The organism is Bradyrhizobium sp. MI1.7 (assembly GCF_055811795.1).
Genome location: NZ_JBVVPO010000010.1, coordinates 160,456 through 173,745 on the forward strand (window position 1 = coordinate 160,456; position 13,290 = coordinate 173,745).

Sequence of the window (13,290 nt, forward strand, 5' to 3'; positions counted from 1 at the left end):
CCCCCCCCCCGGGGGGGTTTTATTTTGGGGGGGGTAACTTGGTTTTGGCGTGCTTCGTAACCAAACCCACACTGCGCCCGGGTAATTTTTCTGGATTGCTTCGCTACGCTCGCAATGACGGAGCAATTGGCACAGCCGCGATCCTCCAACCAGCCCCGATCAAAATCTACCGCGCCCCATAAGTCGGCGGCGGCGCCTGGACCGTCGGTGCTGCCGCAGCGAAGAGCTCGGCCTTGCTACCGGTGAGCGGCGGGTAGATGCGCTTGCAGTTGATGGTCTGCTTGGTCGCCTTTGCGGCCGCGCCAGTGGTGCGAACCTCGCGATCCCACCCTTCGGTATAGAGCGCGCCCCAGCCGCCGAGGTCGAGCACGGTCACGTAACAATCGATGCGCAGCGGCAGCATCGGCAGGCCCGCCAGATCGGCTACGACGTTGTGACCGGCGAAGCGGCCCATGGGACGGGCGAACTGGCAGGACATCACCGTCGGGTGCAGTCCATCGACCACGCTCGAGGCGACGTCGCCGGCGGCGAACACGCCCGGCACATCGGCCACCCGCATGAAAGGATCGACCAGCAGGCGGCCGAGGCGATCGCGCGCGCCCGCGAAGCTCTCGGCCAGCCGGCTCGCGCGCATCCCGGCGCACCAGATCACGGTTTGCGCCGGGATGAACTCGCCCGAGCTCAGGTGCATGCCGGCGGCCTCGACGGACACGACGCGCACGCCAAGCCGCGTCTCGACGTCGAGCGAGGCCAATGCCGTCTCGATGACGGGACGCGCATGCGCGCCGATGGTGGCGCCGACCGCAGGGTTGGGATCGACCAGGACGATGCGGCGGCTGCCGGCGATGCCGACGCGCGCCAGCCTGTCCGGCATCTCGGCCGCCACCTCGATGCCGGTGAATCCGGCGCCGACCACCACGACAGTCGAGCGCCCCGGCGAGGGCGCGCTGTGTCCGAGCGAGACGAGATGATTTTCGAGGATGAGCGCGGCGGCATAGGTATCGACATCGAAAGCATGCTCGGCAAGGCCGGGGATGGCGGGACGCATCACTTCGCTGCCGAGCGCCAGCACCAGGCGGTCGTAGCTCAGCGTCTCCTCGCCCCCGCTCGTGACGAGAGAAATCTCGCGCCGTGCCGGGTCGATGGCTTCGACCTCGCCAATGCCATGAGTGACGCCGATCGGATCGAGCAGTTGCGGCAACGGCAGTGCGACCTCGCTAAGGTCGGCCTCGTAATTGCGCACCCGGATGTTGTGATAGGGATTGCGATCGACGACACGGATCTCGACGTCACGGCCGGCCGCGCCGATCTCGTCGCGCTTGCGCGCGGCGCCGATGGCCGCCCATAGACCCGCAAACCCCGCGCCGAGCACGACGATACGCGCCATGTCCGTTTACTGCTTTGTCCAAGAATTCCGGCGGCCTGCCCGCGCAGGCAGATATAGCTCATTCGACCGGATCGACCAACTGCGGCGGCGCCGCTCCGCTGCATAAAATCGCGGCTCAGGTCTCGCGCAGCTCCGATGGCGTCGCGCCGAAACGCTTGCGGAAGGCGCGGTTGAAATAGGACAGGTCGGAGAAACCCGAGGAATGCGCGATGTCACTGATCTTGCGCGCCCTCGCGCGGGGATCGCCGAGCAGCTTGCGCGCCAGCACCAGGCGCTGCTCCAGCACGAATTCGGTGAAGGTCGTGCCGGCCTGCTCGAACAAGCGTTGCGCCTGGCGCGGGCTGAGCCCTGAGCGCGTCGCGATCTCGGACAGGCAGAGATCGTTGCGGCCGAGCGCGGCCATCACGTCGGCACGCATGAGATCGAGACGGGCCGCCGCATGTCCGCGACCGCGCGCGAGGCTTGCATGCTCCGCATCGGTGCCGAGCAGCAGACCGACGAGATCGATCACGTGCTGCGCGGTCAGGCGCTGGCCGACGGCGTCGAGATGCGGCGCGTGATTGGCGGCGAGTGCGTGGTAGCGGAAGATCGTCTCGGCCACCGCGCCATCCGAGAGCACTTGCGACAGCTTGTCCTCGGCACGCGGATTGATGTCGAGCAGCGCGCGGCGCGGCATGCGGATGCTGGTGAAGCGATCTTCCTGGGTGTGGCCGACGGTGCCGGTGACGCCCATGTCGATGAGCACCATCTGCGCGGGCGCAAGCTCGACGGTGTGGCCGTTCTGCCCGACGCGGACAAGACCCGCATGCGCGGCGATCAGGACCAGATCGTCGCTGCCGTCGGCAAGATGGCTCTGCGTGCGCGAATATTGCGCGGAGGCACCTTCGGGAATTGCCAACGCGATATTGTCGACCACGCTGACCTGGAGCCGGCAATCGATGCTGTCGCCATGGCTCGGCCCGACGTCGAGACCGCAGGGACCGAAGGCCCGCTCGCGCCAATGTTCGAAGGCCGGACCATGCGGAAGGCCCGCATATTGGTGGACGAAGATGCCCGGCGTCTTAGCTGCATCCATCTGACTTCTAGCCCCTTTTCCGGCGCCATGATGTGCGGCGCCGACTGCAAATTCCGGGCATTTGACGCCGTGGATTGCGGGGAGGTTCAACGCGGGAGTGGATTCGGCGGGACTTGTCGGGGTGCGACGGCTGGACGGACCTTGGCGACGGTCGAGCGCCGTGTGCGCTCCATCCGGGCTACGGCGCCACGACACCTACTTCTTCGCGGGCGCCTGCGGCTGAGACGGCGGCACGGTCTCGATCAGCTTGCCGGAAAACACCGGAGCCGAGGTCGGCTGGCCGTTGGGCGAGCCGCCGGCCTGCTCGACGGTGACGGCGTAGGTCGCACCGTTGACGACCTCGGGATCGAAGGAGCCGAGCACCGGGCGCGCGGTGAAATCGCCCGCGCCGATCACGCCGAGCGAGCGCGGACGCGGCAGCTTGTCGGAGATCAGCCAGAGCTCGAAGCTCTTGCCGGCCTCCGGAGTCGCGCCCACCTTGCGCACGGTGAAATTCCGCGTCGCGCCGTCGACGGTGAGGATGAAGGCGGGACCGCCGCCCTGGCCCTGCAACAGCGCGACATATTGCGCAGCAGCCGTGAGCGGCGCCGCCGGCGTCTTCACTTCCACCGTCTGGATGCGCGGCGCCGGGCGCAAGCCGCCCGGCAGCGCATCGGGCTGGAAGATCTGAAGCGACAGCGTCACCAGCAGTGCAGCCGCAAGCGCGCCCACCGCGGAGGCGATCGTGCGCCAGCGTTTCACGCGGCCCTCGAGCCGGATGACATTGCTGTTGTCGGCGACCGGCGCCGGCGGCGCGCGCGCGACGTCAGGATCGGGTGCATGGACCTGCGGCATGAATATCGGCGCGATGTCGGGAAGCGCATCGGGTGCCGGCCGCGCCGTCCCGGGCTGCTCTGCTTCGGAAGGCTGCAGCTCCGATTGCGGCACGGCGTCCGGCGCCAGCTCAGGCGGTGCAGCTTCGATCGAGGAGGACTCGGGCACAGGTGGCGGCGGCGGCGAAGCTTCCGGCGCAGGCGTCTCCTGCGCAAAGTCCGTCCGCGCAAGCTCGGACCGGATGTTCTCCCACACGATCGGACGCGGCTCGACCGAGCCGACCATCTGGTTGAGGACGCCGAGCCGGTAAGCCCAGGCCTGCACGACATCGGCGAACGCCTTGTCCACGGCCATCATGGTCTCGACCTGCGCGCGCTCATCGGCGTCGAGCGTACCGAGCGCATATTCCGCGGCGAGCGCGATATGGTCCTCCGTGTAGGCCATCACTTCCAGTCCAGAACCACCCTCACAATGCGAGCCCTCATAGTCCGAGGCACTCGCGGATATCCAACATGCTGCGCCGGAGCCACGTCTTCACCGTGTTGACGGGCGCGGCGAATTTTTCCGCCAATTGCTCGCGGCTCCAGCCGTTGTAATAGGCGAGAAGCACGAGCCTCTGACGATCCGGCTCGAGCCGGCCGATGCATTCCAGGAGCCGCTTCAACTCCTCGGTCATCTCCCTCCGCGCCAGCGGATCGGGGCTGTCGGCAGCGACTTCCATTGCCTGCGGCTCTTCCTCGATAGAGACTTCCGTCTTCTTGCGCACGATGTCGATGGCGCGGTTGCGCGCGATCGATGCCATCCATGTGATCGGTGACGACAAGGCCGGATTGAACTGGCCGGCGCCGTTCCAGATCTTGACGTAGGTCTCCTGAATGACCTCCTCTGCGAGATCCTGTCGGCGCAAGATACGGAGCACAACGCCGTAGAGTTTCGCGCGCGTGGCGACGTAGAGGCGCTCGAACGCGGCCTGATCGCCCCTGGCGACCGCCTCAATCAGCCCGACCAGCTCTGCTGGCGTCAGCATTCAGCCCCCCACACACGGCCTGTCGCGTTCGGCGCAGGCCCTGGCACTCCGCTACCATAGCGCGCGGCAAAGCCCATCACCAAGGGGCGGCGCGCCACACTGTGGATAGCAAACGCGAAACCCGGACCTTGCGGGTCCGGGTTCGACGAATTCTCGGCTGTTGGACCGCTGGCTGCGTCGTCAGGCGACGGCGCCGATGCGGGCGCGCATCAGGCCGATGCTGTCGAGGTCGGCCTGCTCGCGGGCGTTTTCTTCGGCGCGCTCGCGGGCCTGGTCACGCTCGTCGAGGAGCTCGACCTTCTTCAGTTCCTCGAAGGCTTCGGCCAGCGCGGCCTTGGCTTCGTCGAGCTGGCCCTTCAGTTCGTCGGCCGAGCGGGTCAGGTTCTCACGGCGCTGAATCGCGGCCTTGGCATAGGTCGGATAAGCGAAGTGCGAGGGATCGTTGATCCCGGCACGCTCCTGCTCGGTCGTGATCTCGCGTTCAAGATCGGTCGACATCCGCTGGAAGTCGGCGATCATGGTCTCGATCTGGGTGACCCGGCGGCGCTTCTCGTCGACCTGAAATTTCTTCAGGCGGATGAGGGTATCACGTGACTTCATCGACTCATACTCCCCAGAAGTCCCCTGGCTGCACGTGGGACGTCACCGGTCTCCCCACAGGCCCGATTGAGGCCAAGACCGGCTCTGCTACTCTGTGAGAGCGGATGATGACCTGACAAAGTTAGCGTTCCGTTTCCAAATCACCGAGGATTTGCGCCAACTGGCGGTAGCCGTCCGCCAGTGATGCATTTTCGTCCTTGCGCTGGCGAAGGAACGCCTCCAGCGGCTCGTGCAGCCGGATCGCCTCGTCCACCTCGGGGCTGGAGCCGGCCCGGTAGGCCCCGAGCCGGATCAATTCCTCCATGTCGGCATAGGTCGCCATCACCTGGCGGGCCCGCTGGATGGTCGGCCAGAACTGCGGATCGGCCGATTTCGGCATGGTGCGGGAGACGGATTTGAGGATGTTGATGGCGGGGTAGCGGCCGCGCTCTGCGATCGAGCGCTGCATCACGATATGGCCGTCGAGGATGCCGCGGACGGCATCCGCAATCGGCTCGTTATGGTCGTCGCCGTCGACCAGCACCGTGAAGATCGCGGTGATCGCCCCCTCGCCCAGGCCCGGCCCCGCGCGCTCCAGAAGCTTCGGCAGCTCGGTGAACACGGTCGGCGTATAGCCCTTGGCGGTCGGCGGCTCGCCGGCGGACAGGCCGATCTCGCGCTGGGCCATGGCGAAGCGCGTCACCGAGTCCATCAGGCACAGCACGTCCTTGTCCTCGTCGCGGAAATATTCGGCCACCGCGAGCGTCAGATAGGCGGCCTGGCGCCGCATCAGCGCCGGCTCGTCCGAGGTCGCGACCACCACGACCGAGCGCGCCAGGCCCTCCTCGCCGAGATCGTCCTGCAAAAATTCCTGGACCTCGCGGCCGCGTTCGCCGATCAGCCCGATGACGCTGACCGCGGCATCGACGTTGCGCGCGAGCATCGACAGCAGCACCGATTTGCCGACGCCGGACCCTGCGAAAATGCCCATGCGCTGGCCGCGGCAGCAGGTGAGGAACGTGTTCATCGCACGCACGCCGAGATCGAGCGGGGCGCCGACGCGCTTGCGCGAATGCGCCGGCGGCGGCGAATTGCGGTATGGCATCGGCGCCGGGCCCTGCGGCAATGGCCCCTTGCCGTCGATCGGCTCGCCCAGCGCGTTGACGACGCGGCCGAGCCAGGCCGACGACGGACGCACTTGATTGGCCGCATTGGCGATGACGGCCTTGCAGCCGCGGCGCACCCCGTCCAGGCCGGCGAACGGCATCACGACAGCGTTGTTGCCGGAGAAGCCGATCACCTCGCAGGGAATGGAACGGTTCGCGCCGGTTTCGATCACGAGCCGCGCACCGACCGACATCGCGTGAATGGGTCCGGCCACTTCGACCATCAGGCCGCGAACGCCGACCACACGGCCATAAATGTTGACGCCGTCGATGTCGCCGATCTGTTCGGCAAGAGCCTTCATCAGGGGCGCGCCTTTAATAAGAGGACCTTCATAAGGTGATCGCCTCCGATCCCGGGCTTCATGGCGAAAGACTTAAGTTTCGCCATATTTCTGAACGGCGCTTAACTTCGTGTTTACCCGCATCGTTAATCATTGCGTCACTGTCTTTGTGACTGAGCGTGACTCCCCTTCAGAAGAAGGCTGAGTCGCGGGAGTCGGTTAGGCCCGTCTCTTAAAGTGGAACTTGAACGATACGGGGTGACGAAAGCTGCTTCGCGCGCAAGACCTTAGGGCGATTCGACAAAAATTGCACCGGGGGGACTTGCGTTCCAGAATCAGAGTTTGTTAACCATCTGTTGTCAGGATCCGAATCAGTTGTTCAAAGGCGTTTTGTTGAGTGCCGCGAATGCGGCCGACCTGACGCCCAGGAGCGGCGACTATGGGGAACTGGCATGCGCGTTTTGCTGATTGAAGATGACAGCGCCGTCGCGCAGTCGATCGAGCTGATGCTGAAGTCTGAGAGCTTCAACGTCTACACGACCGATTTGGGGGAAGAAGGCGTCGATCTCGGTAAGTTATACGATTACGACATTATTCTTCTCGACCTCAACCTGCCCGACATGTCCGGCTACGACGTGCTCAAGCAGCTCCGGGTCTCCAAGATCAAGACACCGATTCTGATCCTCTCCGGCCTCGCCGGCATCGAGGACAAGGTCAAGGGTCTCGGCGTCGGCGCCGACGACTACATGACCAAGCCCTTCCACAAGGACGAGCTGGTGGCCCGCATCCACGCGATCGTGCGCCGCTCCAAGGGTCACGCCCAGTCGGTCATCCAGACCGGCGACCTCGTCGTCAACCTCGACACCAAGACGGTGGAAGTCGGCGGCCAGCGCGTGCATCTGACCGGCAAGGAATACCAGATGCTGGAGCTCCTCTCGCTCCGCAAGGGTACGACCCTCACCAAGGAAATGTTCCTCAACCATCTCTATGGCGGCATGGACGAGCCCGAGCTGAAGATCATCGACGTCTTCATCTGCAAGCTCCGCAAGAAGCTCGCCAACGCTTCCGAGGGCCGCAACTTCATCGAGACCGTGTGGGGCCGCGGCTATGTGCTGCGCGAGCCGCACGAGCACGAAGAGCGCATTCCCGCCTGATCACTAAGTTTACGTCGCGAGCCCCCGGGGCTCGCTCCTCCCAGCCTGGACCCCGCCGCAAATGGCGGGGTTTTGTTTTTTGGGACGCCAACGCGGCCTCATCGTCCTTGCGCCATTGAACCGCTATCCTCCCCCCGCCGACGAATGGTCGCTGCACGATGGGGGAACGATGATCCTGCAATCACTGGCCGGCCTGCCCGCCTTCCTGGTCTATTTCTGCACCGGCCTGATCGCGATCGTGGCGTATCTGTTCGTCTACACCCGCATCACCCCGCACAACGAGTTCCAGCTCATCCGCGACAACGAGCCGGCCGCCGCGATCGCGCTCGGTCTCAGCCTGCTCGGCTTCGTGGCGCCATTGGTCAGCGCGATCGCGCATTCGGCCAATGTGCTGGACTGCCTGATCTGGGCGGTCATCGCGTTGATCGTGCAGATCATCGTGCTCTTTCTGGTGAAGGTCCCGGTGCCGAACCTGTCGGCGCGGATTGCCGCAGGCGAGCTTGCGCCGGCGATCTGGCTCGGGCTGTCCTCCCTCGCGGCGGGCCTGTTGAACGCCGCCTGCATGATCTACTGACATGGCCAAACCCTCCAAAAAGGAGTTCGGCAAGCGCCGGCCGGCGCCCGTGGCGCCGCCATCGGGGCCGCCGGTGAAGCGCTCCGGCCATGTCGCGCTGCTGGTGATGGGCACGATCGCGGTCGGCACCACCGCCTACACGCTGATGCCGCGGCAGCACTGCGAGCCCTCGCCAGGAGCCGTGCCGGGCCAGACGACCACGACGTGCAGCAGTAGCAGCAGTTCATCGGGCGGCAGCAGCTCGCGCTGGTCGTCGCGATCGAGCTTCTTCAGCAGCGATTCCTCGAGCCATTCCTCATCGGGCACCTCTTCGGACTCAGGCTCCAGCAGCGTGAGCCGTGGCGGCTTCGGCTCGTTCGGCCATGGCTTCTCGGGCGGCGGCTAGCGCATGATCCGGAAAAGCGGCCACCGATTTTCCCTCGCGACAAACGCGGAACGCGTTTGCGCGGAGATCATGCGCAGGAAATAACATGCGACGCATCGTCTGCCCCGAGCGCGACGACTGGCGGCAGACCGCCGAACAATGCGGCTTCGCCTTCCACACCATCGACGGCGAACGCTATTGGGACGAGAGCGCCTATTACGCCTTCACGCTCGACGAGATCGAGCGCGGCATCGAGACGCCGACAGCCGAGATCGACGCGATGTGCATCGAGCTTGCCGGCCGCGTGATCGGTGACGAGCGCTATCTGCGACGCTTGAAGATTCCGGAGGCATTCTGGAGCTTGATCGCCGAGAGCTGGGAGCGCGACGACCGCAGCCTCTATGGCCGGCTCGATCTGAAGTTCGACGGACAGTCGCCTGCAAAGCTGCTCGAATACAACGCGGATACGCCGACCTCGATTTTCGAGGCTGCGGTGTTTCAATGGACCTGGCTCGAACAGGCGATCGAACGCCGCATCATTCCGGCGCGCGCCGACCAGTTCAACTCCATCCACGAGCGGCTGATCGCGGCGTGGAAGGAGATTGCCGCAGGCCGCCATGTCCATCTCACCGGCACCACCGGCAACGAGGAAGACGCCGGCACGCTCGCTTATCTCGAGGACACCGCGCGCCAGGCGGGGCTCTCGACCAGACTGCTCGACATCGAGGAGATCGGCTGGCGCGACGAGCCTGGCGGCTTCGTCGATCTCGACGACGGCGACATCGCGCTCGCCTTCAAGCTCTATCCCTGGGAATGGATGTTCCACGACGCCTTCGGCGCCAAGCTGATGAGTGCGCCGACACGCTGGATCGAGCCGCCGTGGAAGGCGGTGCTCTCCAACAAGGGCATTTTGCCGCTGCTCTGGGAGATGTTTCCGAACCATCCCAATCTGCTGCCGGCCTTCTTCGAGGACGACGCGCGGGCAGCCGAGCTCGGCAGCTCCTACGTCCGCAAGCCGCTGCTGTCGCGCGAAGGCGCCAATGTCACGCTGGTGTCCGGAGGCACGCCGCTCGACGAGCAGGCAGGCCCCTACGGCGCAGAAGGTTTCGTGCGGCAGGCGCTGTCGCCGCTGCCGAATTTCTCGGGCTTCTATGTGGTGGTGGGAAGCTGGCTGGTGAACCACGAGCCATGCGGCCTGTCGATCCGCGAGGACGAGAGCCCGATCACCGGCAACCGCTCGCGGTTTCTGCCGCATGGGATTTTGTGAAATGCGCTCGCGACCTCATCGGAACGGGACGCGAGCGCAGAGACTTGCGTGCTTACTCAGGGTGTCTTGACGATGAATCTCCCGTCGTAGAGGCCCGCGCCCTTGAAGCCGGCTTGCGCACTTTCGAAGCCGCCCGTGCCCGTCGCGTTTGCATACGCCCCGGTGCCCGACAGAATCGTGTATTCGCCTTTCGCCCGACCATCCTTGATCGCGCCGGCGTAGCGCGCCGTGATCGAGGATCCGTCGTCGAAGGTGTAGGTGCTGTAGCCGTAGATGGGTCCTGAGCCCTTGATCAGGTCGGCGGAGTGGACGAAGTCCTTCACCGCAACGCGGCCGTCCTTGAAGAAGGCAACGCCAAACATTTTGCCAGACATGACCGTCTGACCTTCGACGTTCGCGACCTCGGTGACCTTTAAGTCCATCGGCTTGGTGACAAGCTTGAATTCGAGGACCTGCTCGCCAGCGAGAGCAGTGGCGGGCAACGAAAGCGCCGCGAACAAGAAATACGAGGCACAAGACATTCGCATGGTATGTCCTCCTCAGTACAATTCATGATGGAATGAAATCCCGCCTCGGTTCGGCGGGACCATCGCCAGCATAGCACAACCGTCAGATGCTGATCAGGGCCGCGATTGCATTGCATCGCGGCACGAGCTCTATTGCGCGGTAGTCGAGTAATCCGCAATGCTCAAACGCGTGTGAAGCGTCACGCACTCTGACGGAACGATATCCGCCAGTTGTTGCCGATCATTCGCGACGACGGCGTTCAGTGAGATTGCCTGTCGTTCGGCGAATCACCTCGCCGCTGCGATTTTCAGCGGCTGCGGCATCAATCCGCCCATCGGACGGCCGGAGCGCGCGGGATTGAGCTGATAGAGACCGCGGCGCTCGGTGATCGGGCGGAACGCGTCGGTGATGCCGACGACGGATTCGGCGGCGCCAAGCAGCAGCGTACCGTCGGCTTCCAGTCCCTTCGCCATGCGCTCGAAGATCACGGCCTTGGTGTCCTGGTCGAAATAGATCAGAACGTTGCGGCAGAAGATCACGTCGAACGTGCCGAGATGGGAGAAGTCCTGCAACAGATTGAGCTGACGGAACTGCACCATCGCGCGAATGTCGGCATTGAGCTGCCAGAGCTCGCCGACTTGCGTGAAGTATTTCATCAGGTGCTGGATCGGCAGGCCGCGCTGCACCTCGAACTGGCTGTAGATGCCAGCCCTGGATTTCTCCAGCACCTCCTGCGACAGATCGGTGGCGACGATCTCGATGCGCCAGCCGGCGAAGGCCGCGCCCATCTCCTTCACGCACATCGCGATCGAATAGGGCTCCTGCCCGGTCGACGAGGCCGCCGACCAGATGCGGAGCGACCTGCGCGCCGCGCGCGCCTGGAGCAGGCCCGGCAGGATGGTTTCGCGCAGATGATCGAACGGGATCTTGTCGCGGTAGAAGAAGGTCTCGTTGGTGGTCATCGCTTCGACCACGTCGGTCGCAAGCCGGCCGTCGCCGTTCCTGATCTTCAGCACGAGATCGGGAATCCCGGGCAAGCTCGCCTTGCGGGCAAGCGGCAGCAGCCGGCTCTCGACGAGATACTGCTTGTCGGCGGAGAGATCGAGGCCGGAGCGCTCTTTCAGGAACTTGCGCAGATATTCGTAGTCAACCGGCGTCACGAGCGGTCTCCCGCGAACAGGCGGTTGACCTTGGCGCCGATCTGGTTGAGCGGCAGGATCGCCGCGCAGATGCCGGCATTGGCCGCCGCGCCCGGCATGCCCCAGACCACACTGGAGGCTTCGTCCTGCGCGATCACGTTGCCGCCGGCGGCGACGATGTCCTTGCCGCCGCGCATGCCGTCCGAGCCCATGCCCGTCAGGATCACCGAGAGGATGTTACCGTGCCAGATGTCGATGGCGGAGGTGAACAGCGGATCGACCGCGGGCTTGCAGAAATTGACGGCGGGACCGTCGTCGAGCGCGATCGCCGCGTCAGCGCCGCTGCGCACGACACGCATGTGCTTGCCGCCGGGCGCGAGGTAGATCCGTCCCGGCTTCACCGGCTCGCCGTCGACCGCCTCGGCCGCCGGCTTGCGGCTCGCGCGCGCCAGGTGCTCGGCGAGAATGGTGGTGAAGGTCGGCGGCATGTGCTGGGTGATCAGCACCGGGAAGCGGTCGATCACCGGGCCGAGCTCGGTGACGAGCGCCATCAGCGCCTGCGGACCGCCGGTCGAGGAGCCGATCAACAGCACCTTCGGTGCGTGGGCCGAGAACGGGCGCGTGGACAGCACCCCAGACGACGGCGCATGCAGGGTCGGTGCGGGCGCGGCGGGCCGCACGACAGCCGGCGCACGTGCAGCCGGGGTCGCTGGCGCCAGCGGCGGGCTCGCGACTGCGGGCCTGCGGCGCAGCCGCGCGCCGAGGTGACGGATCTTCTGGATCAGGTCGTGATGAAAGATGTCCGCGGCCGACGCTTCGCGTGTCGACTCCGGCTTCGGAATGTAGTCCGCCGCACCGAGCGACAGCGCCTTGAAGCTGATCTCCGCGTTACGGCGGGTCAGCGTCGAGGCCATGATGATGACGAGATCGCGCTTCTTCGCCAGCAGTTGCGGCAGCGCCGAGATGCCGTCGAGCTCGGGCATTTCGATGTCGAGCACGGCAACGTCGGGATTGATGCGTTCGAGCTGGTTGACCGCCTCGAGCCCGGTGCGCAGCGAGGCCGCGACCTCCATGTCATGCTCGGCACCGATCCAGCGCGAGATCAGACCGCGTATGACGACCGAGTCGTCGACGACCATCACCCGCAGCGGCCCGGCGTCGCGCGACGGACCCGTGGTCGAATTACCTGCGAACGCAACACTCATTACTCACCAACTCAGACTGAAACGGTTCAGTTGAAACAATCGCCGAAGGATCCGTTCAGCCTCCGGATGTTCGCTCAGATAAGCCCGACTTCCTGGAATTTCGCCGTCACGATGTCCTTGTCGAAGGGCTTCATGATGTATTCATTGGCGCCGGCGTGCAGCGCACGGGCGATGTGCGCGACGTCGTTCTCGGTGGTGCAGAACACCACCTTGGGCTGGTCACCGCCGGGCATCCGCCGGAGATGGCCAAGGAATTCGTAGCCGTCCATGACCGGCATGTTCCAGTCAAGCAGCACGGCATCGGGCAAGCCGCGCTTGCAGGCCTCCAGTGCCTTCTCACCGTCCTCGGCTTCGAGAATCTGGAAGTCGAGGCCCTCCAGGATCCGGCGCGCAACCTTGCGGATGACGCTGGAATCATCAACGACGAGACAAGTGCGCATGTGAACCTCTGCTTCCTACCCCCTTGTGGGGATACTTCCAATTGCGAGTCCGTCGGCGGCGATGCCGCCGTATCAGGCCGCCATCATCTCGGGCGCGAGCTCGAGGACGCGATCGACGTCGAGGACGACCATGAGCTGGCCGTCGAGGCGGTGGACGCCGCCGGCGAGCTTGGCCATGCGGGGATCGAGGTTGACGGGGTTCTCTTCCATGCCGGCCTCGGCAAGCCGCAGCACTTCGCCGATCTGGTCGATCAGGAGGCCGTAGGATTCACCGCGCAGGTCGACGCCGACCGCCATCGGGGTCTTGCCGTC

At 65.1% G+C, this 13,290-nt stretch carries 15 protein-coding genes; 4 read left to right on the forward strand and 11 right to left on the reverse strand.

What is annotated here, in order from left to right; genetic code table 11:
* Positions 1-166 precede the first annotated feature (166 nt).
* The 6 genes from AC0L3X_RS12960 to fliI form a co-directional block, all read right to left on the reverse strand.
* The gene (locus AC0L3X_RS12960; RefSeq protein WP_473316439.1) at positions 167-1,387 is read right to left on the reverse strand and encodes an NAD(P)/FAD-dependent oxidoreductase; all 1,221 of its coding nucleotides are present in this window, start codon (positions 1,385-1,387) and stop codon (positions 167-169) included.
* Positions 1,388-1,502: 115 nt separating this feature from the next.
* A complete protein-coding gene (locus tag AC0L3X_RS12965; protein ID WP_063985395.1) occupies positions 1,503-2,462 on the reverse strand; it encodes a helix-turn-helix transcriptional regulator in 960 nt (319 codons plus the stop codon).
* A 195-nt stretch (positions 2,463-2,657) separates the two neighbouring features.
* A complete protein-coding gene (locus tag AC0L3X_RS12970; RefSeq protein ID WP_063985396.1) occupies positions 2,658-3,719 on the reverse strand; it encodes an anti-sigma factor in 1,062 nt (353 codons plus the stop codon).
* A gap of 37 nt (positions 3,720-3,756) precedes the next feature.
* Positions 3,757-4,302, reverse strand: a complete 546-nt coding sequence (locus AC0L3X_RS12975) for a sigma-70 family RNA polymerase sigma factor (protein WP_063985397.1) — start codon at positions 4,300-4,302, stop codon at positions 3,757-3,759.
* A 180-nt stretch (positions 4,303-4,482) separates the two neighbouring features.
* On the reverse strand, positions 4,483-4,902 hold the full coding sequence (gene fliJ / locus AC0L3X_RS12980; RefSeq protein WP_008138882.1) for a flagellar export protein FliJ: 420 nt from the start codon (positions 4,900-4,902) through the stop codon (positions 4,483-4,485).
* Positions 4,903-5,023: 121 nt separating this feature from the next.
* Positions 5,024-6,349 carry a flagellar protein export ATPase FliI gene (gene fliI / locus AC0L3X_RS12985; protein ID WP_038936482.1) on the reverse strand — a complete coding sequence of 442 codons (1,326 nt, stop codon included), beginning with the start codon at positions 6,347-6,349 and terminating at the stop codon, positions 5,024-5,026.
* Between the two features lie 431 nt (positions 6,350-6,780).
* Between fliI and ctrA the strand changes: the two genes are divergently transcribed.
* From ctrA to AC0L3X_RS13005, 4 genes are all read left to right on the forward strand, one after another.
* Positions 6,781-7,482: a response regulator transcription factor CtrA gene (gene ctrA, locus AC0L3X_RS12990; protein ID WP_008138878.1), complete on the forward strand. Its 702-nt coding sequence runs from the start codon at positions 6,781-6,783 to the stop codon at positions 7,480-7,482.
* A 169-nt stretch (positions 7,483-7,651) separates the two neighbouring features.
* Positions 7,652-8,056, forward strand: coding sequence for a DUF350 domain-containing protein (locus tag AC0L3X_RS12995; RefSeq protein ID WP_014497691.1), 405 nt, complete (start codon positions 7,652-7,654; stop codon positions 8,054-8,056).
* Between the two features lies 1 nt (position 8,057).
* Positions 8,058-8,441 carry a hypothetical protein gene (locus AC0L3X_RS13000; protein ID WP_063985398.1) on the forward strand — a complete coding sequence of 128 codons (384 nt, stop codon included), beginning with the start codon at positions 8,058-8,060 and terminating at the stop codon, positions 8,439-8,441.
* Between the two features lie 85 nt (positions 8,442-8,526).
* The gene (locus AC0L3X_RS13005) at positions 8,527-9,687 is read left to right on the forward strand and encodes a glutathionylspermidine synthase family protein (RefSeq protein ID WP_231144257.1); all 1,161 of its coding nucleotides are present in this window, start codon (positions 8,527-8,529) and stop codon (positions 9,685-9,687) included.
* A gap of 56 nt (positions 9,688-9,743) precedes the next feature.
* Here AC0L3X_RS13005 and AC0L3X_RS13010 read toward each other — a convergent pair whose 3' ends face one another.
* The 5 genes from AC0L3X_RS13010 to AC0L3X_RS13030 all read right to left on the reverse strand — a co-directional run.
* Positions 9,744-10,187, reverse strand: a complete 444-nt coding sequence (locus AC0L3X_RS13010; protein WP_231144256.1) for a hypothetical protein — start codon at positions 10,185-10,187, stop codon at positions 9,744-9,746.
* 294 nt (positions 10,188-10,481) lie between these two features.
* A complete protein-coding gene (locus AC0L3X_RS13015) occupies positions 10,482-11,354 on the reverse strand; it encodes a CheR family methyltransferase (protein ID WP_063979740.1) in 873 nt (290 codons plus the stop codon).
* Positions 11,351-12,538 (reverse strand): protein-glutamate methylesterase/protein-glutamine glutaminase, encoded by a 1,188-nt coding sequence (locus AC0L3X_RS13020; RefSeq protein WP_063979739.1) that lies wholly within the window; start codon positions 12,536-12,538, stop codon positions 11,351-11,353. The genes AC0L3X_RS13015 and AC0L3X_RS13020 overlap by 4 nt, the downstream gene beginning before the upstream one ends.
* A 74-nt stretch (positions 12,539-12,612) precedes the next feature.
* On the reverse strand, positions 12,613-12,978 hold the full coding sequence (locus AC0L3X_RS13025) for a response regulator (protein ID WP_007600538.1): 366 nt from the start codon (positions 12,976-12,978) through the stop codon (positions 12,613-12,615).
* Positions 12,979-13,050: 72 nt separating this feature from the next.
* On the reverse strand, positions 13,051-13,290 hold a 240-nt coding region (locus AC0L3X_RS13030), incomplete at its 5' end, for a chemotaxis protein CheW (RefSeq protein ID WP_473316442.1).